Source organism: Pseudomonas sp. C 49-2 (genome assembly GCF_003970195.1).
Classification (GTDB): Bacteria; Pseudomonadota; Gammaproteobacteria; order Pseudomonadales; family Pseudomonadaceae; genus Aquipseudomonas; species Aquipseudomonas canadensis.
In genome coordinates, this window is sequence record NZ_RXYG01000005.1 from 288,177 (window position 1) to 312,714 (window position 24,538).

The 24,538-nt window shown below is 60.2% G+C and carries 27 protein-coding genes and 5 tRNA genes; 11 read left to right on the forward strand and 21 right to left on the reverse strand.

The window, feature by feature from the left end; genetic code table 11:
• Positions 1-29: 29 nt before the first annotated feature.
• The gene (locus EJ576_RS12480) at positions 30-2,153 is read right to left on the reverse strand and encodes a DUF1631 domain-containing protein (RefSeq protein WP_126570447.1); all 2,124 of its coding nucleotides are present in this window, start codon (positions 2,151-2,153) and stop codon (positions 30-32) included.
• A 191-nt stretch (positions 2,154-2,344) separates the two neighbouring features.
• Between EJ576_RS12480 and nadC the strand changes: the two genes are divergently transcribed.
• Positions 2,345-3,193, forward strand: coding sequence for a carboxylating nicotinate-nucleotide diphosphorylase (gene nadC / locus EJ576_RS12485; RefSeq protein ID WP_122723695.1), 849 nt, complete (start codon positions 2,345-2,347; stop codon positions 3,191-3,193).
• 150 nt (positions 3,194-3,343) lie between these two features.
• Here the strand turns inward: nadC and EJ576_RS12490 are convergent, their stop codons facing one another.
• From EJ576_RS12490 to EJ576_RS12505, 4 genes are all read right to left on the reverse strand, one after another.
• Positions 3,344-3,649 (reverse strand): DUF6388 family protein, encoded by a 306-nt coding sequence (locus EJ576_RS12490; RefSeq protein ID WP_122723694.1) that lies wholly within the window; start codon positions 3,647-3,649, stop codon positions 3,344-3,346.
• Between the two features lie 145 nt (positions 3,650-3,794).
• Positions 3,795-3,867: transfer RNA gene (locus tag EJ576_RS12495), tRNA-Thr, on the reverse strand.
• 48 nt (positions 3,868-3,915) lie between these two features.
• The gene (locus EJ576_RS12500) at positions 3,916-5,316 is read right to left on the reverse strand and encodes an O-antigen ligase (protein ID WP_122723693.1); all 1,401 of its coding nucleotides are present in this window, start codon (positions 5,314-5,316) and stop codon (positions 3,916-3,918) included.
• Between the two features lie 35 nt (positions 5,317-5,351).
• Positions 5,352-5,765 carry a pilin gene (locus tag EJ576_RS12505; RefSeq protein ID WP_122724563.1) on the reverse strand — a complete coding sequence of 138 codons (414 nt, stop codon included), beginning with the start codon at positions 5,763-5,765 and terminating at the stop codon, positions 5,352-5,354.
• Positions 5,766-5,967: 202 nt separating this feature from the next.
• Here EJ576_RS12505 and EJ576_RS12510 point away from each other — a divergent pair, with 202 nt between their 5' ends.
• The 4 genes from EJ576_RS12510 to yacG are packed head-to-tail and all read left to right on the forward strand — an operon-like array spanning position 5,968 to position 8,856.
• Complete coding sequence (locus EJ576_RS12510) at positions 5,968-7,176, forward strand: type II secretion system F family protein (protein WP_126570448.1); 1,209 nt, start codon at positions 5,968-5,970, stop codon at positions 7,174-7,176.
• Complete coding sequence (locus tag EJ576_RS12515) at positions 7,173-8,039, forward strand: A24 family peptidase (RefSeq protein WP_028618794.1); 867 nt, start codon at positions 7,173-7,175, stop codon at positions 8,037-8,039. The genes EJ576_RS12510 and EJ576_RS12515 overlap by 4 nt, the downstream gene beginning before the upstream one ends.
• Positions 8,036-8,659, forward strand: a complete 624-nt coding sequence (gene coaE, locus EJ576_RS12520) for a dephospho-CoA kinase (RefSeq protein ID WP_126570449.1) — start codon at positions 8,036-8,038, stop codon at positions 8,657-8,659. The genes EJ576_RS12515 and coaE overlap by 4 nt, the downstream gene beginning before the upstream one ends.
• Positions 8,656-8,856, forward strand: a complete 201-nt coding sequence (yacG, locus tag EJ576_RS12525) for a DNA gyrase inhibitor YacG (protein WP_126570450.1) — start codon at positions 8,656-8,658, stop codon at positions 8,854-8,856. The genes coaE and yacG overlap by 4 nt, the downstream gene beginning before the upstream one ends.
• Here yacG and EJ576_RS12530 read toward each other — a convergent pair.
• Positions 8,853-9,068: a hypothetical protein gene (locus EJ576_RS12530; protein ID WP_003171680.1), complete on the reverse strand. Its 216-nt coding sequence runs from the start codon at positions 9,066-9,068 to the stop codon at positions 8,853-8,855. The genes yacG and EJ576_RS12530 overlap by 4 nt on opposite strands.
• Before the next feature lie 65 nt (positions 9,069-9,133).
• The gene (locus EJ576_RS12535) at positions 9,134-9,823 is read right to left on the reverse strand and encodes an energy-coupling factor ABC transporter permease (protein WP_126570494.1); all 690 of its coding nucleotides are present in this window, start codon (positions 9,821-9,823) and stop codon (positions 9,134-9,136) included.
• A gap of 103 nt (positions 9,824-9,926) precedes the next feature.
• Here EJ576_RS12535 and EJ576_RS12540 point away from each other — a divergent pair, with 103 nt between their 5' ends.
• Genes EJ576_RS12540 through EJ576_RS12550 form a run of 3 tightly spaced genes read left to right on the forward strand, consistent with a single transcriptional unit; the run spans position 9,927 to position 12,143 of the window.
• Positions 9,927-10,556, forward strand: a complete 630-nt coding sequence (locus EJ576_RS12540; RefSeq protein ID WP_010213242.1) for a DUF1780 domain-containing protein — start codon at positions 9,927-9,929, stop codon at positions 10,554-10,556.
• Between the two features lie 54 nt (positions 10,557-10,610).
• Positions 10,611-10,784 carry a DUF3094 family protein gene (locus EJ576_RS12545; RefSeq protein WP_016976295.1) on the forward strand — a complete coding sequence of 58 codons (174 nt, stop codon included), beginning with the start codon at positions 10,611-10,613 and terminating at the stop codon, positions 10,782-10,784.
• Between the two features lie 60 nt (positions 10,785-10,844).
• Complete coding sequence (locus EJ576_RS12550; protein WP_016976296.1) at positions 10,845-12,143, forward strand: NAD(P)/FAD-dependent oxidoreductase; 1,299 nt, start codon at positions 10,845-10,847, stop codon at positions 12,141-12,143.
• Between the two features lie 194 nt (positions 12,144-12,337).
• Here EJ576_RS12550 and EJ576_RS12555 read toward each other — a convergent pair.
• The 7 genes from EJ576_RS12555 to rluD all read right to left on the reverse strand — a co-directional run bounded on the left by EJ576_RS12555 (position 12,338) and on the right by rluD (position 17,433).
• Positions 12,338-12,414, reverse strand: a tRNA-Pro gene (locus EJ576_RS12555).
• Positions 12,415-12,508: 94 nt separating this feature from the next.
• Positions 12,509-12,584 (reverse strand) — tRNA-Lys (locus tag EJ576_RS12560).
• Positions 12,585-12,589: 5 nt separating this feature from the next.
• Positions 12,590-12,666: transfer RNA gene (locus EJ576_RS12565), tRNA-Pro, on the reverse strand.
• A gap of 10 nt (positions 12,667-12,676) precedes the next feature.
• Positions 12,677-12,752 (reverse strand) — tRNA-Asn (locus EJ576_RS12570).
• Between the two features lie 301 nt (positions 12,753-13,053).
• Positions 13,054-15,618 carry an ATP-dependent chaperone ClpB gene (gene clpB, locus EJ576_RS12575; RefSeq protein ID WP_016976297.1) on the reverse strand — a complete coding sequence of 855 codons (2,565 nt, stop codon included), beginning with the start codon at positions 15,616-15,618 and terminating at the stop codon, positions 13,054-13,056.
• 130 nt (positions 15,619-15,748) lie between these two features.
• Complete coding sequence (gene pgeF / locus EJ576_RS12580) at positions 15,749-16,474, reverse strand: peptidoglycan editing factor PgeF (protein ID WP_122723689.1); 726 nt, start codon at positions 16,472-16,474, stop codon at positions 15,749-15,751.
• Entirely contained in the window at positions 16,471-17,433 is a 963-nt protein-coding gene (rluD, locus tag EJ576_RS12585; protein WP_016976299.1) for a 23S rRNA pseudouridine(1911/1915/1917) synthase RluD, read from the reverse strand. Before rluD ends, pgeF begins: the two co-directional genes overlap by 4 nt.
• Before the next feature lie 149 nt (positions 17,434-17,582).
• Between rluD and EJ576_RS12590 the strand changes: the two genes are divergently transcribed.
• Positions 17,583-18,608 carry an outer membrane protein assembly factor BamD gene (locus EJ576_RS12590; protein WP_028618787.1) on the forward strand — a complete coding sequence of 342 codons (1,026 nt, stop codon included), beginning with the start codon at positions 17,583-17,585 and terminating at the stop codon, positions 18,606-18,608.
• Between the two features lie 125 nt (positions 18,609-18,733).
• Entirely contained in the window at positions 18,734-18,967 is a 234-nt protein-coding gene (locus EJ576_RS12595) for a PP0621 family protein (protein WP_126570451.1), read from the forward strand.
• Here EJ576_RS12595 and thiO read toward each other — a convergent pair.
• From thiO to pilV, 5 genes are all read right to left on the reverse strand, one after another.
• Positions 18,954-20,063, reverse strand: coding sequence for a glycine oxidase ThiO (gene thiO, locus EJ576_RS12600; RefSeq protein WP_126570452.1), 1,110 nt, complete (start codon positions 20,061-20,063; stop codon positions 18,954-18,956). The two genes, EJ576_RS12595 and thiO, sit on opposite strands and share 14 nt — an antisense overlap.
• A gap of 62 nt (positions 20,064-20,125) precedes the next feature.
• Positions 20,126-20,527: a type IV pilin protein gene (locus EJ576_RS12605; RefSeq protein ID WP_122723686.1), complete on the reverse strand. Its 402-nt coding sequence runs from the start codon at positions 20,525-20,527 to the stop codon at positions 20,126-20,128.
• 11 nt (positions 20,528-20,538) lie between these two features.
• Positions 20,539-21,069: a PilX N-terminal domain-containing pilus assembly protein gene (locus EJ576_RS12610; RefSeq protein ID WP_126570453.1), complete on the reverse strand. Its 531-nt coding sequence runs from the start codon at positions 21,067-21,069 to the stop codon at positions 20,539-20,541.
• A gap of 7 nt (positions 21,070-21,076) precedes the next feature.
• Positions 21,077-21,784, reverse strand: coding sequence for a PilW family protein (locus tag EJ576_RS12615; RefSeq protein WP_126570454.1), 708 nt, complete (start codon positions 21,782-21,784; stop codon positions 21,077-21,079).
• Positions 21,781-22,266 carry a type IV pilus modification protein PilV gene (gene pilV, locus EJ576_RS12620; protein WP_122723683.1) on the reverse strand — a complete coding sequence of 162 codons (486 nt, stop codon included), beginning with the start codon at positions 22,264-22,266 and terminating at the stop codon, positions 21,781-21,783. The genes EJ576_RS12615 and pilV overlap by 4 nt, the downstream gene beginning before the upstream one ends.
• 192 nt (positions 22,267-22,458) lie before the next feature.
• On the opposite strand from pilV, the gene EJ576_RS12625 reads away from it, so the two are divergent.
• Positions 22,459-23,040 (forward strand): GspH/FimT family pseudopilin, encoded by a 582-nt coding sequence (locus tag EJ576_RS12625; protein WP_122723682.1) that lies wholly within the window; start codon positions 22,459-22,461, stop codon positions 23,038-23,040.
• Here the strand turns inward: EJ576_RS12625 and ispH are convergent.
• Together ispH and fkpB are read right to left on the reverse strand one after the other, a co-directional pair.
• Entirely contained in the window at positions 22,994-23,941 is a 948-nt protein-coding gene (gene ispH / locus EJ576_RS12630) for a 4-hydroxy-3-methylbut-2-enyl diphosphate reductase (protein ID WP_016976308.1), read from the reverse strand. The genes EJ576_RS12625 and ispH overlap by 47 nt on opposite strands.
• Positions 23,942-24,099: 158 nt before the next feature.
• Positions 24,100-24,537, reverse strand: a complete 438-nt coding sequence (fkpB, locus tag EJ576_RS12635; protein WP_173390393.1) for an FKBP-type peptidyl-prolyl cis-trans isomerase — start codon at positions 24,535-24,537, stop codon at positions 24,100-24,102.
• Position 24,538: the final 1 nt, after the last annotated feature.

Sequence of the window (24,538 nt, forward strand, 5' to 3'; positions counted from 1 at the left end):
GTATGCCGCGTTCGACCCTCCGGTTGCGATCACTTGCCGCGATTGAGTTGACGCAGCTTGCCCACCACGGCGGTCAACGCTCGCTCGAACAAGGGGCCGTCCTCCAGGGTATGCAGCGCCCCACCCTTGAACGCCAACGCCAGTTGGCCCGCGCTTTTCTCCAACACCTTGAGTCCTGTGCGACTGGTGAAGATATAGGTGTCGGCCTGCGCCATGATCGCCGTCAGCCGGCAGCGCAGCGTAGTGGCTTCGTCTTCCTCGAATACCACCCAGCTACCCACCTTGAGTTGTCGCGCTTTCAGCAGGTCGGGGTCGTTGTCCGGCAGGCCGTGGACCGGATCGATTGACGCCGAGGTCAACACAAAGGGTTCAAGCACTTCGATCCACTCGTCGACACCCTCAGCTGCCTGGACATGCAGGGCCTGCAAACGCACGAAGAATTCGCGGGTGCTGAAGGGGTCGAACGCGGCACTGGTCAATCCGTCACGCAAGGCCTTGAGCAAGCCCGGCAGTTGCTCCAGCAAATGACGCCCGGCTTCGGTGTCTTGTTGCAGGCCGACGCTCCAGACCAGTTCGTCCATGGTGCGCAGCCCCGCCTGCCACTGCACCGACTGCTCGCCATGCTTGAGGCTGGCCAGCAACAGTACCTGGCTCCAGGCCTGCTGCAGGAACTGTACGACCGGACGCGGCAGGGTCTTGCCCAACAACCGCTTGTTCAGCACATCGGCCACGCGCTGGCGAGCCGCTTCAGTGCGCACGCGCCCGGCTTCGGCATCGCGGGTGTGTTGTTCAAGCAAGTCGCTGCGCCGCCGCTCATCCGCGGTAAACGCACTGAACTCAGCGAGTAACTGCGAAAAAATCGTCGGGTCTTCGACAAACTCGTTAAGCAAGCGCTGCACCACCTGTTCAATGCGCAGGTAAAGATGGTCGCGCTGGCCGCCGCCCATGCCAACCGCCGCAATTTCATTGAGCAGGCGCCGCGCCGGGTGGCTGGTGCGACTGAAGAGGCTCTTGTCCAGCACCGCCACTTTCAGCATCGGAATCTGCAGGCGACCGATCAAGGCCTTGAAGGCATCGGGCACAGCGCGGTCGTTGAGGATGAACTCAAACAGCAGCGCGATCAGGTTGATCACATCTTCGTCCGCATCCTCCACCACACGCGATTTACCACTCTTGACGCTGACGCGAGTGAGCAACTGCTCAAGCTGGTTGCGCAGGTCAAAATCATCCTCGACCTCAGGCTCCGGCACGTACTGCTGCAAATGGGAGAGCAAGCGCAGCAGGTCACGGGTGGCAATAGGCAAGGTTTCGGCGCTGGCTTCAAGCGTCGGCGCCACGCTACCGCGGACCGCGGTGAGCAACGGCTGGAGCGCGGCGAAGGCTTCCTGGCCATTTTCGTCGACAGGCGGCAAGGTTTCCTCGCGCGGAAGTTCACGGGACTCAGGCGCCTCGATCCGACGGGACGGTACGGCCTTCAGCTCAGGCAAAACACCCGTCGCGACCAGCAATTGATTGGCTTCGCCGTACAGTTGGTCGGCGTCACTGAGCACGTACTTTTCAAACAACTTGAGCATGATCAGTTTGACGCGAATCTCCACGCCCAGGCTGCGCCCCGCCCGCAGGAAGAACTCACACAGCAGTGCAGGCCCCAGTGGGTTTTCACAATCATCCAGGCGATTGCCGAGCAACGCGCTCAAGCGCGCCGTGAGTTGCGCCAAGGCCAAGCCATCACGGTGCCGCACCCTACCCAGCATGGCTTCAAGCGCAACGGCTTTTTCCAGGTCATCCTTGGATGAACCTGGTGCTGCGTCGTAGGAAACCACCGGCACCAACTGCAATTCCCCTCGCCCTGCCTGACCCAGGCTGGCGAAGGCTTCAAACAGGCGCTCCATGAACACACGCTCGAAATTCTTGCGCTTGAGGCGCAGGTCGCGCATGGCCTCGAAGAAAATATGGTGATCCAGGTTGTTACGCGCCTTGTCGGCCATTTCGAACAAGGTGTCGTCGGCGTTATCGAACAAGTCCTGCAGCCCTTGCTGCAACTGTTGCGCCGCCTTGTCGCGGACCTGCAGTAACACCACCGGCAGTCGGGCGAGCGGCGATGGCGTGGCGGGCGCCTTGTTGAAGGGCACCACCTTTCCGTCATTGTGCATCCTGGCCTCCTGAAACGGCGGTATTGGTCTGAACGTCAAAGCTATGACGCCAATTGCAAGGCGCGAGATTATCTTGCAAATGAGGGGGGTTGCGCCAGCAAACTCTGCCTTTGCGCGGTAAATGAGTGGTGAGCCTGGGTTCGAACGCGCACTGCCCCTATAATCGGGGCACTTTGTCTGTGGAGCCTGTTATGCCGAATCTCCGTCTTGCCGACCTCACCGCCGAAATCGAAGCCAACGTGCGCCGCGCACTGCTGGAAGACATCGGCAGCGGCGACATTACTGCGCAATTGATACCGGCCGAACGGCTGGCCACGGCCACCATCATTACCCGTGACACGGCTGTTATCGCCGGTACGGCCTGGGTGGATGCGGTGTTCCGCCAGTTGGACCCACGGGTCGCGGTGCATTGGCAGGTGGCCGACGGTGAACGCGTCAGCCCCAACCAAGTGCTGTTCCACCTTGAAGGCCCCGCACGCTCGCTGCTGAGCGGCGAACGCTGTGCGTTGAATTTCCTGCAACTGCTGTCCGGGGTCGCTACTCGCGCGCAATACCTGGCGGATTTTGTCGCCAGTACCCAGGTCAAGCTGCTAGACACCCGCAAAACCTTGCCGGGGCTGCGCCTGGCGCAGAAGTACGCCGTGACCTGCGGCGGCTGCCACAACCACCGTATCGGCTTGTATGACGCGTTCCTGATCAAGGAAAACCATATCGCTGCCTGTGGCGGCATTGCTCAGGCGATCACCGCCGCCCACAAGATCGCGCCCGGCAAGCCGGTGGAAATCGAAGTGGAAAGCCTGGATGAACTGCGCGAAGCCCTGGCGGCGGGCGCGGACATCATCATGCTCGATGAGCTGAGCCTGGACGATATGCGTGAAGCCGTGCGCCTGAACGGCGGCAAGGCGAAGCTGGAGGCCAGCGGCGGGATCAATGAAAGCACCCTGCTGCCCATCGCTGAGACCGGGGTGGATTACATCTCGATTGGTGCGATGACCAAGGATGTGAAGGCGGTGGATCTGTCGATGCGCCTGAGCATCTAAACCGTTGCAAGCAGTAGTGAGCGGGCTTGCCCCGCGCTGGGTGGCGTAGCCGCCCCAATAAAACCACAGCGTTATATCAATTAGAACGCGGCGGTAGATTTTTGGGCGGCTACGCCACCCAGCGCGTTGCAAGCCCGCTCACTACAAACTTCAGACGACCAGGTCGTTCATCTCGCAATACTCTTCCCATTCGACACCCAGCACCTCGGCCGCCTCTTTGTGCAAGGCCAGCCGTGCCGCTTCGAACTCTTCCGGGGTCGAGGTGTACTTGAGGGTCAGCTCCCAAGGTTGGAGGCTCTGGCTCTCGGCCTCGTCCTCGAATGCCCACTGGATCTGGTCGCGCTGATCATCGGCGCTCAGGTCCTTGATCTCTTCTTTAAGCTGCGGCGTGTCCTCAAGGTACTTCTTGAGTGCTTCTTCGTGCCGAGCTTCCTGGGTCATTTCAGTCGTGGTCATGTCGTTCTCTTAGATCGAGGAATGGGGATGCATCTGGGTCATCAAGGTTGCGCAGATACAAAAGAGCGGGCGCAAATGCCAGCTCGTCTGGCCTTCAGAACCATTCTGGGATCAACGGAAAACAGTGCTGCCGATGTTGCCTTTTTGCCCGAGACAGGAATCGAACCTGCGACCTTCGCGTTACGAGTGCGCTGCTCTACCGGCTGAGCTACACGGGCGGTGGGCTAAAGCTAGCACCGCATCGGGAGTCCGGCAACTTGCCGCCGTCAGCGGGCAATCACGCCTTGAGCCCAAAAGCGTGGTTGCAGCATGTTGTCATGGCTGCTCAGGTACTGCTGCTGGGCTCGCGCGATGTGAGGGACGTCACGCACGGCGATAACGATCAACAGACCAACGGCCAGCAGCCCCAGGGTTTTCCAAGCGCCCCAGGCCAATGGCAGTTGGCCGGTTTGCGGGGTTCGCCAGACATGCAGCGCCATCAACCAGCCCACCACCAACGCCAGCCAGACCTGGGAGTTGGGCATCACGATCACGCCGTCGACCATGGACTGCACTAATGCACCGACCAACGCCGCAAACAGACAGAGCCGCAGCAGGTCTGCCCACTCGGTGCTCAGTGCGCGCTCACGCAATACACCGAGCGTGGCCCAACCTGCGCGCCATGCCAACACGGCGACGCACAACGCGGATGGCACACCCCACTCACTGGCCCATTGCAAAATGGCCTGATGAGGGTGAGCGGCGATACTGTTGGCGATATCGGCGAACTGCATTGGCCCGAACCCCAGCAAAGGCCGTTCGACGAGCATATGCCAGGCCTGCCACCAAATCGGACCACGTCCCGACAACGTGGTTGTGAGGCGATCGCTGGCGGCATTGGCGATTTCGATCCCCAGGTAATCCGCCAACACCTTGAACGCCAGCCAATACAACAACAGTCCCCCCAGCATTGCAGCCAATTGCCAACCCAGCCAGCGCCGGCCCCATGGTCCTAGCACCGCCAGCACCACACTGGCCGCCCCCATGCCAAGCCAGGTGCCACGCGTGCCGCCCCCCACTGCAATCAGCCACCACGCGCACAGCAGCGCAAACACCGCGGCCTTGAGTGGGCGAGAAAGCGTGGGGATCAACAAAGGGAGCGCCAGCAGCGGCAAGGTAAGTGTCTGGAACTGGCCGTAGAAACGCTTGTTGGAAAAGCCAGACAGCAACAAGTCAGGATCCAGCGTCCGCTCCGCATTGATGAACGCCAGAGCACCGACGTAGGTGTATTGAATCGACTTGATCAGGCACAGCAGCACCACGAACACAATCAAGGCGCGATCCAAAGACTGACCGCCCTGACGCCGCGCCAAGGCAAATGCTACGGCAATCGCGCCGCAGCTGATGAATAATGCCACTTCGACAAGTGCCCACAGCGGCTGGTGAGCTCGCATTGACGACACCAGCCCCAACCCGATGATGAGCATCAGGCCCAAGGCTGTGGGCCGGTCAACCAGCCGTTCAACGCGGGCGACCGACAGCCCATAAAGCACCGCGCAAGCCCCGATGGCAATCTGCATCACCCGCTGCAGATCATGCCCACTGAAGGGAGCACAGATCCCGACAACCAGCAGGCACACCACCGCCACCAGAAAAATACTGCCACGCTGCTCTAGGGATAACACCATCGGCCACCTCAACTTCCCTGTGGAGGGTTTAGCAGTTAAGCGCCGTCGGCGCCGCAGCCTTTGGCGACATATTTTGCGTCAGCGGTGGTGGTGCATTTCCAACCGGTGGTGGCATCGCGCGTCAGGCTGATGGTCTTGCCCAGCACCGGTGCCGGCGCATCAATTAGTTCGCAACTGATCGAGCCTGCGCCCGTGGCAACGTCCCCAGCCACGCCAATCTTGCAGTTGGCTGTCGGGCTGGTGCCGCCGATCAATGCCAGCGTAGGAACCGTGCCCTGGTTGAGGGTGTCTTCATACCCTGGCTTCAACGCGGTGATTTCAGCCAGGCCGGCGGTGAATTTGGCCTTGGCCTGGTGGGTGGTGTACATGGGCAGGCCGATGGTGGCCAAAATGCCGATGATTGCCACGACGATCAACAACTCGATCAGGGTAAAACCTTTTTGACGTATCACATTCACTCTCCAGGATAGAACTCATGACAAGGCGCGTCCTGCGCCCCGTGTTGTGCAGCGGCGCCAGTGTACTCATGCGCAGCCGCTCAATCGCGTACAAGTCGCACATTCTGACATTTTATCCTGCTGCACCTGCCAGCCCGAATCCGTCACCTGACTAAGCTATAAATCTTCGACGACCTCTGTGCGGAACGGTGACATGGACGACGCTTTAACGCTGTACGCCTGGGAAGGCATCAATCGCAAAGGACGCAGGGTGTGCGGGCAAACCACGGGGCACAATCTTGCCTGGGTCAGGGCCCAGTTGCGCCAACAGGGCATCAGCCCAGGGCATGTGCGCAAGAAATCCTCCGTTCTACGGGGACTCACACCGCCGATCAAATCGACGGATATCACCCTGCTCACTCGCCAACTGGCGACGCTGCTGAAGGCCGGGATTCCCCTGCTGCAAGCGTTCGACATCATCGGCGAAGGCTTCGACAACCGCGCTGTGCGTGAGCTGGTGCAAGGACTGAAACAAGCGATTGCCTCCGGCTCCAGCCTGTCCGACGCCTTGCGCAAAAAGCCGCGCTGCTTCGATGAGCTGTTTTGCAACCTGGTGGCCGCCGGCGAACAGGCCGGTGCACTGGAAACCCTGCTGGAGCGCGTGGCGATTCATCGGGAAAAGAGTGAGCAGTTAAGGGCCAGGATCAAAAAAGCCATGACCTATCCGATCGCGGTGCTGGCGGTGGCCTGTCTTGTCACTGGCGTTTTGTTGATCCACGTTGTGCCGCAATTCCAGAATCTGTTTGCCGGCGTCGACGGCACGCTGCCCGGCTTTACCTTGCAGGTGATCGCCCTGTCCGAGTTCATGCAGAAGGCCTGGTGGGGCGTAGCGCTTGGCGTTCTCGCGGGAGGCGTGGGATTGCGCCACGCCTATCGCGCCGTCCCTGCTTTTCGACGCTGGCTGGACGCCGGTTTGTTGAAAACTCCACTCGCAGGCAAACTGCTGAAAAAATCGGCCGTGGCCCGCTACGCACGCACACTGTCCACGACCTTCGCAGCGGGTGTTCCATTGGCTCAGGCATTGGACTCAGTGGCCGGCGCCGTCGGTTCAGGGCCGTTCAAACAGGCAATCGAGCATATGCGACACGACGTATCCACCGGCATGGCATTAAATCAATCCATGGTCGCCAGCGGTCTGTTTCCTCGTATGGCAATCCAGATGACTGCCATCGGCGAGGAGTCAGGCACACTGGACCGCATGCTGGAAAAGGTCGCCAACCATTACGAGGCCGACGTGGACAACCTGGTCGACAACCTCACCAGCCTGATGGAGCCGCTGATCATGGTGATCCTGGGAAGCATTGTCGGTGCGCTGGTAATCGCCATGTACTTGCCGGTCTTCCAGCTGGGGAGCGCGTTTTGAGCCTGTTACTGGTTGCGCATCCGTGGGCTTTTGTCGTGATGGCGGGTGTACTGGGGCTGATCGTCGGCAGTTTCCTTAACGTGCTGGCATGGCGCCTGCCAAAAATGCTCGAACGGGAATGGCGCGCCCAGGCCCATGAAGTGCTCGGTCTACCCGCCGATCCCGCTGGGCCGACCTACAACCTGATGCACCCCAACTCCTGCTGCCCGCACTGCAACCATCCGATACGGCCGTGGGAAAATATCCCACTGCTCAGCTACCTGTTCCTGCGAGGTCGCTGCGCCCATTGCCAAGGTGCCATCAGTGCCCGCTATCCGCTTACTGAACTGGCGTGTGGACTGATCTCGGCCTGGGTCGCCTGGCATTTCGGCTTTGGCTGGCAGGCGGGCGCAGTGCTGGTGCTGAGCTGGGGTTTATTGGCGATGAGCCTGATCGATGCCGACCATCAACTGTTGCCGGATGTGCTGGTGATGCCACTGCTGTGGCTGGGGCTGATCGTCAACGGGTTCGGCCTGCTGACGACATTGCCCGACGCCCTGTGGGGCGCGGTGTTCGGGTACATGAGCCTGTGGAGCGTGTTCTGGTTGTTCAAGCTGGCTACCGGCAAGGACGGTATGGGCCACGGCGACTTCAAGTTACTCGCACTACTCGGTGCCTGGGGCGGCTGGCAGATCCTGCCGATGACGCTGTTGATGTCGTCGTTGGTCGGCGTGTTCGTCGGCTTGATCCTGATGCGCCTGCGCAAGGCCCAGGCGTCGGCACCGATGCCGTTTGGTCCGTATCTGGCAATTGCCGGCTGGATTGCATTGCTCTGGGGTGGTCAAATAACCGACTTCTATTTGCAGTCTGTCGGTTTCAGATGACCACTTCTGTTGCAACACCCTGGATTCTCGGCCTCACCGGTGGCATCGGCAGCGGCAAAAGCGCGGCGGCGCAGCACTTTATCGACCTGGGTATCGATTTGGTGGACGCCGATCACGCCGCCCGCTGGGTGGTCGAGCCTGGCCGCCCGGCATTGGCGCGCATCGCTGAGCACTTTGGTGCCGGCGTGCTGCAACCTGACGGCCAGCTGGATCGCGCCGCCTTGCGCACGCTGATCTTTGAAGTCCCCGAAGAGCGCCGCTGGCTCGAAGCCCTGCTGCATCCGTTGATCGGTGAAGAAATTCGCAGCCACCTGGCACGGGCAACGTCGCCTTATGCGATTCTGGTGTCGCCACTGCTGATCGAGTCGGGCCAGTACAGCATGACCCAGCGCATCCTGGTGATCGACGTGCCGCAATCGCTGCAGATTCAGCGTACCCTGCAGCGCGACGGCATCAACGAACAGCAGGTGCAGGCGATTCTCAAGGCGCAGTCCAGCCGTGAAGACCGCCTGAAACATGCCGATGACGTACTGGTCAATGACCAGGACCTTGCCTGGCTGCACAGCGAGGTCGAGCGACTGCACCACTTTTACCTTACTTTGCGTGGAGGCCGATCATGAGCCAACCCTTGACCGTCGACTGCCCAACCTGCGGCGCACCCGTGGAATGGAAAGCGACCAACCTCAAACGGCCGTTCTGCTCGGACCGCTGCAAACTCATTGACCTGGGCGCCTGGGCCGCTGAGGAACACAAGATCCCCGTGGCCCCGGATGCCGAAGACGAGCTGTTTTCCGAAGACCTGCCGCCACGCCACTAAGGGCGCATAAAGGCGTATTCCTGCTGGTCGTCGAGGTTCTCTGCAAGGTATTGCAGCTCGTCGGCCAGGTCTTCGAAACTGCGCACTCCCTTGCTCTGCTGCACCACTGCGCTGAGCATGGCGCGCAGGGTCAGGCCTGGGTCAAAACCGATTTCCTGTGCCGCATCCTGGCTTCTGCGCAACTCCTGCCGTGCCCACTCGTACACACTCATGTTTCATGCTCCTGAAAAATTCTGCAAAGCATGGGCTTGGCTGCGTGCGCTGGATTTGATCTGGGTCAACGCTGCGAATCGTCATCCTTCCAAGGTGCCGAGAGGTAGCGCGTGCGATTGAAGGTCTCCAGCCATTCCGGGCAAAACACCACCAGGGCGCTGATGACCATGCCGTTGATAAAGGCTTCGGGGAAAATGATCAGCCACAGGTAGCCGATGAAATCTTCCAGCCATTCCGGCATGGCGAAACGACCGTCTAACCAGAGCAGCCCAAGCCCGAACAGCAGGCAAAGCAGCGCCGACAGAGCAGCTGCGAAAAAACCGGAACAGAAGATATACACAAAGGGATTGCGCGGTTGCGCTCGCTCCACCAGCAACGCGCAGGCTTCAGTGACCAGCACTGGCAGCACGATCAGCAACAAGCCGTTGACGCCAAGGGCGGCGAGGTCTTGGCGCCCTAACATCATCAGGCCCAACTGGGCGGCAAAGCCACCGACAATTGCCAAAGGCCAATCCAGCAACAGGGTCACGGCGGTCATGCCGATGAAGTGGTAGGACACGCCGGTATCAAAATCCCGCCGCACCAGCCACAGTATGAACAACGCGAAGACGGTGCCGAACAGCAAATGTTGGCGTCGACGGTCGGCAAACAATTCGACCCAAGGTGACCGTATGACCGCCCATAGCACGACGGGCGCATATAACAGCCAGCCGACGCCCAGGGTCGTCGGAGCCAGCATCGCGGCACTGATCACGGCAGCACGCTCCATGTTGGAAAATCAGTCGGATTGTCAGTCTACACCGACGTTTTATAGCGGGACTTCCTGCGGTCATCATTTGAGCGCTAAGCTGCTAGCTATGGATGACTCAGATTACTTGCGCCTGCTCACCGTAGCAGCCGAACAAGCCAACGCGTTCCTGTCCAATGCCCGCAAATGGGAGCGTGAGCGTTGGGTCTGCCAGCGCCTGCTGCAAGGCTTGAACGTGCCCTACCGAGCCGAAGAGTTTCATGCCGCCGGGCAAGAGCCGCCGGACGTACTGTTTCGCGATGCCAGCTTCGAGGTGTTTTTCGTACTGGATGAGGGCCGCCGCCTGAACGACGAATGGCGCGACGAGTTACTGCGTCGGCGCAGCGCCTTCTCCCTGAGCCAATTGGTGCGGCGCGAAGCCAAGCCGCGGCGCATTCCGGCCCACGAATTTTTATTGCGCCTGGCACCTACACTGCGCAAGAAGGCGCATAACTATAAAGAACGCGGGATGGACCTGGGGGAGCTGGATATCGTCGCCTTCACCAGCCTCAAGCGCGAAGTACTCGACCTCAACAGTCATTTTCCGCCGCCGACCGAATACCTGCGCCAGGGCTGGCGCTCGTTGTCGCTGGTGGGGCCGACCTTTGCACGGGTTTTGTTCGCTCACCCCGACGCACCGGATTTCTTGCGCAACAACCTGGGCCGCAGCATAGTGTTCGATGTGGGCATCAGCCTCTGATCCCCCGGACTGTAACGTGGCGCCCTTTTGCAACGTCTACCTGACGAGGCCTTTATGACCAGCCGCCTGAACCCCGATGACCAACAGCATGTCGAAGAGTACCTGCAACTCTCCCAAAACCGAGTCGAGCGCAAGCCTTTCCGGCCGTGGCTGCTCCTGGGTGTGGTGCTTGTTGTGGTGATCGGCCTGGGCTTGCTGAGCCGACTTTTGAGTTACCTGACGCTATGAGCTGCCTGGCGCTCGCGGGGGTAACTGCTCCGATTTCTTTTAGCCTTGCGAGATATCCCCATGACCCATCGTATTATTATCGTCGGCGGCGGCGCCGGCGGCCTGGAGTTGGCTACCCGCCTGGGTAAGACTCTGGGCAAGCGCGGCACCGCCAGCATCACGCTGGTAGACGCCAACCTGACCCACATCTGGAAGCCCTTGCTGCATGAAGTGGCCGCCGGTTCGCTGAATTCTTCGGAAGACGAACTCAATTATGTCGCCCAAGCCAAATGGAACCACTTCGAGTTCCAACTGGGGCGCATGAGCGGGCTTGACCGTGAACAGAAGAAAATCCAGCTGGCCGCCACTCTCGACGAAGAAGGTCGTGAGCTGGTGCCCGCACGCGTGCTGGGCTACGACAGCCTGGTGATTGCAGTTGGCAGCACCACCAATGACTTCGGTACCGAAGGCGCGGCGCAACACTGCCTGTTCCTCGACACCCGCAAGCAGGCCGAGCGCTTCCACCAGCAATTGCTCAACCACTACCTGCGCGCCCATGCCGGGCAGACGGATGTGGTGGAAAAGATCAGCGTCGCCATCGTCGGCGCGGGGGCAACCGGGGTCGAGTTGGCCGCCGAACTGCACAACGCCGCCCATGAGCTGGCCGCCTACGGCCTGGACCGCATCAAGCCGGAAAACATGCACATCACCCTGATCGAAGCCGGCCCACGGGTGCTGCCAGCCCTGCCGGAGCGTATCGGCGGGCCTGTGCATAAAACCCTGGAGAAACTTGGGGTGACCGTGCTGACCAATTCGGCGGTCAGTGAAGTGACGGCCGATGCGCTGATCACCAGCAGTGGCCAGGTGATTCCCGCCAGCCTCAAGGTCTGGGCCGCCGGGATTCGCGCGCCAGGTTTCCTCAAGGACATCGACGGCCTGGAAACCAACCGCATCAATCAATTGCAGGTTTTGCCGACGCTGCAAACCACCCGCGACGAGAACATTTTTGCCTTCGGCGACTGCGCCGCCTGCCCGCAACCGGGCACCGACCGCAACGTGCCGCCACGGGCCCAGGCGGCTCACCAGCAGGCCTCGTTGCTGGCCAAGTCGCTGAAGCTGCGCATCGAAGGCAAGGACCTGCCGAGCTACAAGTACACCGACTATGGCTCGCTGATCTCGCTGTCGCGCTTCTCGGCGGTGGGTAACTTGATGGGCAACCTCACCGGCAGTGTGATGCTCGAAGGCTGGCTGGCGCGGATGTTCTATGTGTCGCTGTACCGCATGCACCAGATGGCGCTGTATGGGTTCTTCCGTACGGCGATGTTGATGCTGGGGAGCAAGATTGGGCGTGGCACCGAGCCGCGTCTTAAATTGCATTAACACCACAGCCCCTCAGGAGCTCAATCAACGCGGGAGGGGGCTTGCCCCCCGATTGCAGTGTGTCAGTCGGCAAATCAGTGACTGGTCCACCGCCATCGGGGGCAAGCCCCCTCCCACATTTTGATTTCCAGTGTTCTTGAGTTTTAAGCGCACAAAAAAAATCCCCGTATCTTTCGATACGAGGATTTTTAATATGGTCGGGGTAAGGGGATTCGAACTCCTGACATCCTGCTCCCAAAGCAGGCGCGCTACCGGACTGCGCTATACCCCGGTAAAAAAAAGGCGACCTTTCAGTCGCCTTCTTCGATCAGCGCTTTTGGCCTCTGATCTTAAGATTCGATTCCAGCGTTAACTGGTCTCAAAAATGGTGGGTCGTGTGGGATTCGAACCTACGACCAATTGGTTAAAAGCCAACTGCTCTACCAACTGAGCTAACGACCCAAATATGGTCGGGGTAGGGGGATTCGAACTCCCGACATCCTGCTCCCAAAGCAGGCGCGCTACCGGACTGCGCTATACCCCGATATTGAAATTGGCTCCGTGACCAGGACTCGAACCTGGGACCCAATGATTAACAGTCATTTGCTCTACCGACTGAGCTATCACGGAACTACATATTTCAAAGTACTACGTTGTTGCTTACTACCTTCTCTTCGACTTGTCCGTATCGCTACGTTCATGTGTCTGAGGCGCGCTATTCTACAATCTTAAAAACCCCTGTCAACCCTTTAAATTGCTTTTAAGACAATGATTTGCGCTTGTTTCTGATTTCTTCTTGGGGAGAAGAAACCCGTGGGCTGACGTTGCTGCGGGGCGCACTTTACAAGCCTTTGCCTTACAGTTCAACGCCCTATCGAAAAAAAAAGGCCCCGCAATGCGGGGCCTTCTCTTATTACCCAGCAGACTGGGATTAGTGAAAGACAATTTCGTCGTTTTCCACGGTCGCCTCGACGCTGGTGCCCGGCATGAAGCTGCCGGACAGGATCAGCTGAGCCAGTGGGTTCTCGATCCAGCGCTGGATCGCACGCTTCAGAGGCCGTGCGCCATACACCGGGTCGTAACCGACCGCAATCAGCTTGTCCAACGCCTCGCTGCTCAACACCAGGTCCAGCTCGCGTTCTGCCAGGCGGCCACGCAGGCGACTCAACTGGATCTCAGTGATGCCCGCGATCTGATCCCGTGCCAGAGGCTCGAAGATCACCACTTCGTCGACCCGGTTGATGAATTCCGGACGGAAGTGGCTGGTCAGCGCATCCATCACGGCAGCGCGCTGGCCTTCACGATCACCCACCAACTCCTGGATCTGTGCCGAGCCCAGGTTGGAGGTCATCACGATCACCGTGTTGCGGAAGTCCACGGTACGCCCGTGGCTGTCCGTCAGACGGCCATCTTCCAGCACTTGCAGCAGGATGTTGAACACATCCGGATGCGCCTTCTCGACCTCATCCAGCAAGATCACCGAGTAAGGCTTGCGCCGCACGGCTTCGGTCAGGTAACCGCCCTCTTCGTAGCCCACGTAGCCTGGTGGTGCACCGATCAAGCGAGCCACCGAGTGTTTTTCCATGAATTCGGACATATCGATCCGCACCATGGCCTCTTCAGTATCAAAGAGGAACTCGGCCAAGGCCTTGCACAGCTCGGTCTTACCCACACCGGTCGGGCCGAGGAACATGAACGAGCCGCTCGGACGGTTCGGGTCGGACAAACCGGCCCGCGAACGCCGTACCGCGTTGGACACCGCCACCACGGCCTCTTCCTGGCCGATCACACGTTGGTGTAACAGGCTTTCCATCTTCAGCAGCTTGTCGCGTTCGCCTTCGAGCATTTTCGACACCGGAATGCCGGTCCACTTCGAGACGACTTCGGCGATTTCCTCCTCGGTCACCTTGCTGCGCAGCAACTGGTTTTCAGGCTTGCCGTGTTGATCGACCATCTGCAGGCTGCGCTCTAGGTCAGGGATCACCCCGTACTGCAACTCGGCCATGCGGTTCAGGTCGCCTTTACGGCGCGCGGCTTCCAGCTCCTGGCGGGACTGCTCGATCTTTTGCTGGATCTGCGCAGAGCCCTGCACTTCGGCTTTTTCCGAGGTCCAGATTTCTTCCAGGTCCGAATACTCGCGTTCCAGACGGACGATTTCTTCCTGGAGTTTTTCCAGGCGTTTTTTCGCCGCGTCGTCTTCTTCTTTCTTCAGGGCCTGGGACTCAACTTTCAGTTGAATCAGGCGCCGATCCAGACGGTCGAGCACTTCCGGCTTGGAGTCGATCTCCATGCGGATGCGGCTGGCCGCTTCGTCGATCAAGTCGATGGCCTTGTCAGGCAACTGACGATCAGTGATATAGCGGTGGCTTAATTTCGCCGCCGCAATGATCGCGCCGTCAGTGATCGCCACCTTATGGTGGACCTCATAACGCTCTTTCAGGCCACGCAGGATCGCAATGGTGTCCTCTTCGCTCGGCTCTTCCACCAGCACTTTCTGGAAGCGACGCTCAAGGGCCGCGTCCTTTTCAATGTACTGGCGATATTCGTTGAGCGTCGTGGCACCGACGCAATGCAACTCGCCCCGCGCCAAGGCTGGCTTGAGCATGTTGCCCGCATCCATGGAGCCTTCGCCTTTACCGGCGCCGACCATGGTGTGCAGTTCGTCGATAAACAGAATGATCTGCCCTTCCTGCTTCGACAGTTCATTAAGCAGGGATTTCAGGCGTTCTTCGAACTCGCCACGGAACTTGGCACCGGCAATCAGCGACCCCATGTCCAGGGACAGCAGGCGCTTGCCTTTGAGGCCGTCCGGCACTTCACCATTGATGATGCGCTGGGCCAGGCCCTCGGCAATCGCGGTTTTACCCACGCCAGGCTCACCGATCAGCACCGGGTTGTTCTTGGTGCGACGTTGCAGGACCTGGATGGTGCGACGGATTTCATCGTCACGGCCGATTACCGGGTCAAGCTTGCCCTCTTCGGCGCGCTTGGTCAGGTCGACGGTGTATTTATCCAGGGCTTGGCGCGACTCCTCATGGTTGGGGTCGTTGACCGCGTCGCCGCCACGCAGGTTGTTGATGGCGTTTTCGAGGGCTTTCTTGCTCACGCCCTGGCCCAGCAACAACTTGCCGAGCTTGCTGTTTTCGTCCATGGCGGCGAGCAGCACCAGTTCGCTGGAGATGAACTGGTCGCCCTTTTGCTGGGCCAGGCGGTCCGCTTGGTTAAGCAGGCGCGCCAAGTCCTGGGACATATTCACGTCGCCGGTCGGGTTTTGGATTTTCGGCAGTTGGTCGAGCTCTTTGCTCAACTCCTTGCGCAGGCTGTTGACGTCAAAGCCCACCTGCATCAGCAAGGGCTTGATAGAACCACCTTGCTGTTCCAGGAGTGCCTGCATCAAATGTGCAGGCTCGATGGCTGGGTGGTCGAGGCCCACCGCCAAGGATTGAGAGTCAGATAACGCCAACTGCAATTTGCTGGTTAAACGATCTATACGCATTAGTCACCTTCCTTTTGAGCAGGCCGGAGCTATAAAACATCCTGAATGAAGAAACCTGCCAGATACCCTTATAGATGGGGTGGATTCTGGGAGATTCAAGCTACGTACAGTTGACGCAGATCAGATGAGTCTAGCGTTCCAGCCAGATAAGGGAGGCAAACCGACCGGTGCGTGGGCTACGGCGGTAAGAAAAGAAGCGCGGGTCGGTCACGGTGCAGAACCCACCACCATAAACAGCAGTGACGCCACGTGCGGCCAGGCGCAAACGGGCCAGCTTATAGATGTCGGCCATGAACTTGCCGGGATTACGGCTAGGCACGAAGGCTTCAGCGGTGATCGGCAATTGCTGCATGAAGGCTTCACGCACTTCCGGGCCGACTTCAAAGGCTTGCGGGCCAATCGCCGGGCCAAGCCAGACCAGCACTTCACCCGGATCGGTATCCAGGCTTTCAAAGGCAGCTTCCAGCACGCCCGCCGCCAGTCCACGCCAACCGGCATGGGCCGCCGCCACATGGGTGCCGGCGCGGTTGCAGAACAACGCAGGCAGGCAGTCGGCGGTCATGGAGGTGCAGGCAATGCCAGGGGTGCTGGTCCAACTGCCATCCGCTTCGGCGGTGCGATTTGGGTCGGCTTCGACCACAGTCACACCATGAACCTGACGCAGCCAAGCCGGCTGAATATTGAAGGCATCGCTAAGACGACGGCGATTCTCAAGGACGGCCCCCAGGCTGTCCTCGACGTGATCGCCCAAGTTGAGGCTGTCGAACGGCGTCAGGCTGACGCCGCCCGCACGGGTGGTGACGCAGGCTTTGACCTGAGCCGGCGCAGGCCAGTCAGGAATCAGCCAGTCACTCATCCGATAAACGCCTCGCGATCCTGCTTGAGCAGCGACAGCAGCCAGACCAGATCGTCCGGCAGCGGCGATTCCCAGCTCATCCGTTTACCGCTCGTCGGATGGTCCAGCTCCAGGAAACGTGCATGCAAGGCCTGGCGCGGGAAGGTTTTCAACGATTCAACCATGGTCTGGCTGGCCGCAGGCGGAATACGGAAGCGACCGCCGTAGGCCGGATCTCCGACCAACGGGAAGTTGATGTGCGCCATGTGCACGCGAATCTGGTGGGTACGGCCGGTTTCCAGCTTGACCCGCACGTGAGTGTGGGAACGGAAACGCTCCAGCACACGATAGTGGCTAACGGCCTGCTTGCCGCCTTCCATCACCGCCATACGCTGGCGCTGCTGGCCGTGGCGACCGATTGGGGCGTTGATCTTGCCACCCGCTACCACCACGCCGATCACGATGCACTCGTAGATCCGGCTGACGCTGCGGCTTTGCAATTGTGTGACCAACTGCGTCTGCGCCTGAATGGTCTTGGCGACCACCATCAAACCGGTGGTGTCCTTGTCCAGACGGTGCACGATGCCGCAGCGCGGGACATTGATGATGTCCGGCACGTGGTGCAGCAGGGCATTGAGCAAGGTGCCATCAGCGTGCCCGGCCGCCGGGTGAACCACCAGGCCTGCGGGTTTGTTGATGACCAGGATGTCGTCGTCTTCATAGACGATATCCAGCTCGATGTCCTGGGCGACCCATTCTCCCTGGGCTTCCTGCTCGGCAGTCAGCTCAAGAATCGCACCGCCATGGACTATGTCTCGCGGGCGGATAACCGCTCCATCCACAGTCAGGCGGCCGTCTTTGATCCAGGCGGAAAGGCGCGAGCGCGAGTGCTCAGCGAATAATTGTGCGGCGACTTGATCGAGGCGTTGGCCGCCCAATTCGGACGGCACCTCTGCGCGAAGTTCAATTTTATCGGACATGCTCAGACTAGGCGTGGCGTAGCCTTTGGTTTCGGCTGCGCGCTTGTGGTTAAATACGGCGTCTTTTGCCCCGAGGCTTTCAACGGGGCGCTCATCATAACAGGACGGCCCCGCCCAAGACAGCGGCCGTCATAGGGACGCAAGCCGCCATGCAAGTGAAACACCTGCTGCTGATCGCCATCCTCGCCATGACTGCTGCTTGCTCGTCAACAAAGGAAGTCGTCGACGAAAACCTGAGCGAAGTCGAGTTGTACCAACTGGCTCAGAAAGACTTGGACAATAATAGCTTCACCAGCGCCACAGCGAAGCTGAAGGCACTGGAGTCGCGTTATCCGTTCGGGCGCTATGCCGACCAGGCCCAGCTCGAGTTGATCTACGCCAACTACAAGAACGCCGAGCCGGAAGCTGCCAAGTCCGCCGCCGAGCGTTTCATCCGCCTGCATCCGCAGCACCCGAACGTCGACTACGCCTACTACATGAAGGGCCTGACCTCGTTCGACCAGGATGTCGGCCTGCTGGCGCGCTTCCTGCCGCTGGACATGACCAAGCGTGACCCGGGTGCTGCCCGCGACTCCTACAACGAGTTCGCCCAGTTGACCAGCCGCTACCCCAATAGCCGCTACGCACCGGATGCCAAGCAGCGCATGATCTACCTGCGCAACCTGCTGGCGTCCTACGAGATCCACGTGGCGCACTACTACCTGACCCGTCAGGCCTACGTAGCCGCCGCCAACCGTGGTCGTTATGTGGTAGAAAACTTCCAGGAAACTCCTTCTGTGGGTGACGGCCTGGCGGTGATGACCGAGGCTTACCAGCGTCTGCACCTGGACGAGTTGGCCAGCACCAGCCTGGAAACCCTGAAGCTCAACTACCCGGATCACCCAAGCCTGAAAGACGGCCAGTTCGTGCCTCAGGTTGCTGAAGCGGACAACCGTTCGTGGCTGAGCAAGTACACCCTGGGCCTGATCGAATCCCGTCCACCGCTGCCGCCGGGCGAAACCCGCGCCAACCAGGACGTGATCAAGCAGTACCAGGACGCCAAGGACGCCATTCCTTCGGAGCTCAAGCCGCATGACGAGAACGGCGACGTGATCGAAGAAGAAGAGCCGCAGGCCCTGGGCAACAACCAGGACCGTTCGTGGTTCAGCTACATGACCTTCGGTGTGTTCGACTGATTGCACCCGGCGTCATCAAGAAGGAGCCTTTCGAGGCTCCTTTTTTGTGGGTGATATTTATTGCGCTGTGCGCCTGGCACGTCCTTGGCTAAACTGGCGCATTCCTTGTCGAGAAACTGCCCATCATGCTTCGTCTATTGTTCTGGATTGCCGTCATTGCCGCCGCAGTATGGTTCTGGCGCAAATTCAAAAGCCCGGCCGCCAAGCAACAACGTACCAGCGAGCCTGACGCTGCCCTGATGGTGCGCTGCGCCCACTGCGGCGTACACCTGCCACAGGATCGCGCCCTGAGCTCGCGCCAGGAGTGGTATTGCACCCAGGCGCATCTGGAACAAGGACCGAAGTCTATCCAGCATTGATCCGACCTTCGGGCGCATAAGGCGCGGGGTCGATGATCGGCGTACGCGCCAGCAGCAAGTCGGTAAACAACTGGCAGGATGCCGGCGCAAGCACCAGGCCATTGCGGTAATGGCCGCAGTTGAGCCACAAGCCTTTGAAGCCCGGCACTTGGCCAATATAGGGGATGCCTTCCGGCGAACCAGGGCGCAATCCGGCCCAGTGCCCAACCACCTCGGCGTCCGCCAAGGCGGGAATCAACTCCACCGCTGATGCCTTGAGGCTTTGCAGCGCCGTGTCGGTAGGGGTCTTGTCGAAGCCTTCATGCTCCAGGGTACTGCCGATCAAGATGTGCCCGTCACGCCGCGGGATCGCATAACGCCCCTTGGCCAGGACCATGCTCGACAGGAAGTCCGAGGCGCATTTGTACAGGATCATCTGGCCTTTGACCGGCTCGACCGGCAGCGACAGGCCCAAAGTACCCAGCAGTTCACCACTCCACGCCCCGGCCGCCAGTACAACCTGATCACCGAAGATCGGCCCACCAGCTGTGTTCACACCCACGACATTGCCCGCATCCAGAACAAATCCGGTCACTTCACACTGCTCGTGGAGGGTCACGCCGGGCAACGCGAGCAGTGCCGCCTTGAGGGATTTGACCAGGCGCGGGTTGCGCACATTGGCGACGTCAGCCATGTAGACCGCGCTGGAGTACCCGCCGCCCAGCACCGGAACGGCATCATGGGCAGCCGAGACATCCACTTTGCTCAAGGGGCGGCCTTCTCCCGCAGCCCAGGCCAGGGCTTCGGCTTCGTCGTCCAGGTCCAGCCAGTACAGGCCCGTGGTATGCACCTCCGGGTCGACACCGGTCTGGGCAAACAGGCGCTGTGCCAACTGAGGATAAAAGTCTTGGGACCAATGGGCCAGTGCGGTGACGGCCGGGCTGTAGCGCCAGGGATACAGCGGCGAGACAATACCGCCGCCCGCCCAGGAGGACTCCCGCCCCAACCCCGCGCGCTCCAGCAGCACTACGGCTTGCCCTTGGGTCGCCAGGTTGAACGCTGTCAACAAGCCGATGACCCCGCCACCGACAATCACTACCTGCTGTTGCTCTGCCATCATTTGATCCAGCCGATAAATAGGAACACGCGCACTTGGCGCCCAGTCATCCAGCACCCTCATCATTGCCCCCAGCACAGCTTGCGCGACATTTCAGGTGCCGCGCCCGGATTGGTCCGCGCACCGGTACTGGCCAGGCTGAAGTCGCCGCAAGGATCGCCGGTCATCACCGAGCGGACGCCAGGCGTAGCCACCAGCTGGAAATCCTGAGGGTTCAATGCTGCGGTGATTCTATAGCGATCATTGCCCTCGCTGACGCCGCTTGCATCAATAAAAGTACCGTTCCTTGTATAAAAACGCTCCAGATGCTGAGCCTGATCGGTCAATAACGCGACGATTTCCACGCGATAGACTTTTTTCATATGGCTGGTGTAGCCGGGGTAAGCAATCCCGGCCAGCACCGCAATGATCGCCACGGCGATCAGTAACTCAATCAAGGTAAAGCCCTGGCTGTCCATGCCCATTTCAACGCTCCTTATTGAAGTTGCCGCCAGGCCACCCGCCGGAAACGCGAGCCGCCCTCCTCTTCTACATGCGCATAGACGCTCTCCAGCACCGTGCGCAATTGGCCGCTTAACCCGACAGCCGTCACTCGATACGCGTCGGCCACGGTGCGTGGTGGCAAATGCGCCAGCCCCACCGAGGGTCCCAGGGATTGAATGCCGTATAGACCGCCGTCCAGTGCAGTCCAAGTGATCCCCGAAACAGGGTCCAGCCCCGCCCCAACCACCGAATAGGCGGCGGCCGGCGGTGCGCAGGTGACAACCGACCGGCAAGGCGGCAGCATCGCAAATGATCGCTGTACAACTGACTCCCCACGCCGCAAGCCACTCTCGGCGCTTTGCAGCGACTGATTGCGGTGCCAGAAGCTAGCGGTGACCTTTTGCTGGCTCACCGCCCCTTGCTGGGATGACAGCCCGATCAGCGACAACAGCAGCAACAACACCAGGCTGATCAGCAGCACCATGCCCGCCTGCCGCAGACGAATAGGCTCTTTAAGCATCATGGCCGCCCTACCCCAGCCGGTTTCGCAGCGCCGCCACGACGCTGTAGGTTTGATCCTTCACGCGTCCGGCTGGGTCTTGCAGCGTCATCAGGATGCGCACACTGCGTATCAAGGCAAGGTCCGCCGGACTCGCGTCGTAACGCGCCACCTCCGTCGACGATGGTTTGGCAGCCACGCCAAAGCTGATATCGAAAGCCTGCACGTTATCCACCAGCACGGCCTTGGCAGGCGCCGCAGGCGTACTGACTCTCAATTGGCCGGCTTCGAAGGTGTAGGTGATCTGGCGCAGCGCAAAACGGATCTGTCCGGGGGCAGGCGCTGGCGCACTGCCAACATAAGCCTGGGCGGTCCCCGTGCAGTCGGACAATACGGTCCAGTCAGGCTTGCCACTTTCCAGACCGACATCAGTTGTCACCAGCAACAGCGACTTCGCCCCCGCCTCGGCCTTCCAACTGACAGGCTGATCAAAAGCGGGTGGAGCATTGTCGATAGACGCCGTGGCCAAACAGCCAAACATGCCCGCCTGGCGAATATCCTGGGTCATCTTGCCCAGTAAGAACCGTGCATCGTCCTGCAGCAACATGGCGGCCTGCTGGCTGGCGTGAGTGGCTCTGGAACTGATCAGCACTTGGGTGACCCCAAGCACCACTACTAGGCCCATGGCCAACGCCAGTAGCAACTCCACCAGGCTGAATCCCCTAACGCTCCATTTCATTGCGCGCCCCTCGACTCATCATCGATGCGGCTGGTCAGGGTGAATGTTTCCCGGGCACCCGGTCTGTTTGCGCCCCGGCTATCGTCCCAACTGATGCTGACCGTCACCTCGCCCGCACTGACCGACACCGAGCCTTTGGCGGTCGCCCCGGCAAAACCGAGGATATTGGCCTCGAAATCATGCAAATCCAGGTCGCGCACGCTGGTGGACGCACTGCTGACAGGAGCACGCTCGGCTCGCCCCCAGGAGTAGTCGACAGCGGAATTGGCGCGGATTCGGTCGAGCATGTCGTAGGCAATGAAACTCGCCTGGCTGGTCATCCTGGAACTGTCTGTGTACTTGAGCGCATTGAGCTGGATCACCGCCGCACCCAGCAGGCCCATGGCGAGAATCAACACTGCAACCAGCACCTCGATCAGCGTCATGCCGATTTGGCGCCTAGAAAAATCCTCGGGGAAACCGCTGTTGGGGCAAGCAAGCATTACCGTCGTCATCCGTGTCGAGGTCCGAAAAAAGCAGGAGAAATCTGCTGTACGGCCCAAGACTAGCGTCGGTTTTTCGCTCGCGCTGCTCCCGGAACAAAGGGAAATACTTTGGACATGAAGGCCATCATTCGGCGCAACGTACTGGGCGCTATACCTAGTGCTTCACCTGAATCCAAGGACGGACGATACATGCGCCAACAAGGCTTCACCCTGATCGAACTGCTGCTCGGGCTGATCGTGAGCGGCATCCTGGCCAGCCTGGCCACCCCCAGCTTCAAGGGTTTGCTGGAATCACAGCAGCGACAGGGCGTCGCGCAATCCTTGGCCGCAGGCCTGCGCTACGCCCGGACTGAAGCCATCGCCCGTAACCAACCGGTGGTCATTCATGCGCGGGAAGACGACTGGAGCCAGGGCTGGCGGGTCATTGTGGATGTGAGCGGACGCGGCTATCTGGATGACGACAACCCAGTACTGCTGGAGCACCAGGACAATGGCGGCGTGGCGATCGTTGGCAATGGGCCTGTCAAGAATCAGGTGCGCTTCAGCGGACTAGGCGAACCGGTGTTTTCAGGAGGAGGTTTTCGCGCTGGCACCGTGCACGTATGCGCCACAGATCAGGCGCAGAGCCTGTATCAGGTCGTACTGGCGCCCAGCGGGCGCATCAGCCTGCGCAGCGAGCGTGCCGAGCAGGCGTTGTGCCGGAGCTACTCCGGCACACAGGTACTCAGAGCAGCGAGCGAACCCGCAGCTCCTTGGGCATGGAGAAGGTGATGTTCTCTTCACGGCCAGCCAGCTCATCGGCACCAGTGGCGCCCCAGGCATGCAACTGCTGGATAACGCCGCGCACCAGCACTTCCGGGGCCGAAGCGCCCGCCGTGATACCGATACGCTCGACGCCATCGAACCAGCTGCGTTGCATATCTTCGGCGCCATCGATCAGGTACGCCGGCGTTGCCATGCGTTCAGCCAACTCACGCAGGCGGTTGGAGTTTGAGCTGTTAGGGCTGCCGACAACCAAAACCACATCGCATTCATCGGCCAGTTGCTTGACCGCGTCCTGCCGGTTTTGAGTGGCGTAGCAGATGTCGTCCTTGCGTGGACCGCCAATCGCCGGGAAGCGGCTGCGCAACGCGTCGATCACGCGGCTGGTGTCGTCCATGGACAAGGTGGTCTGGGTCACGAATGCCAGGCGCTCGGGGTTGTGCACCTGCAGGCTGGCAACATCTTTTTCGTCTTCCACCAGGTAAATCGCACCGCCATTGCTGGCGTCATACTGGCCCATGGTGCCTTCGACTTCCGGGTGGCCGGCATGGCCAATCAGGATGCACTCTCGACCGTCACGGCTGTAGCGCGCCACTTCGATATGCACCTTGGTGACCAGCGGGCAGGTGGCATCGAAGACCTTGAGGCCACGGCCAGCCGCTTCGGTACGCACGGCCTGGGAAACACCGTGGGCGCTGAAGATGACAATGACGTCGTCCGGCACCTGGTCCAACTCTTCGACAAAGATGGCGCCGCGCGCGCGCAGGTCTTCGACCACGAATTTGTTGTGGACGACTTCATGACGCACGTAAATCGGCGGCCCGAAGACTTCCAGGGCGCGGTTGACGATTTCGATCGCCCGGTCCACGCCGGCGCAGAAGCCACGGGGGTTGGCGAGTTTGATTTGCATGCTGTGCCTCGTGTCTTGCTCGGCAAGAAATTGGATCTTGTGGGAGCTGGCTTGCCTGCGATGCTGACACCTCGGTGCATCAGGTACACCAGGATGATGCTATCGCAGGCAAGCCAGCTCCCACACAAGCCAGCGCCCGCAGGCGCCGGTTTTGTCAGTCAGATCGCTTTAACGTCGATGATTTCAACGTCGAACGTCAAGGTTTTACCGGCCAACGGGTGGTTGAAGTCGATGGTCACTTGCGCGTCATCGAAGGTTTTTACCACACCAGGCAGTTCGGTATTCGCCGCATCGTTGAAGATCACCAACAAGCCTTCCGACAGGTCCATGTCCTGGAACTGCGAACGCGGGATGATCTGCACGTTTTGCGGGTTGGGCTGGCCAAAGGCGTTTTCCGGCAGGATCTGCAGGGTGCGCTTGTCGCCAGCCTTGAAGCCAAACAGGGCCGCTTCGAAACCCGGCAGCAGGTTGCCATCGCCGACCTTGAAGGTGGCCGGGGCTTTGTCGAACGTGCTGTCGACCGTATCGCCATTCTCCAGGCGCAGTGCGAAATGCAAGGTGACTTCCGTGTTCTGGCCGATGCGTTGCTCAGCCAAT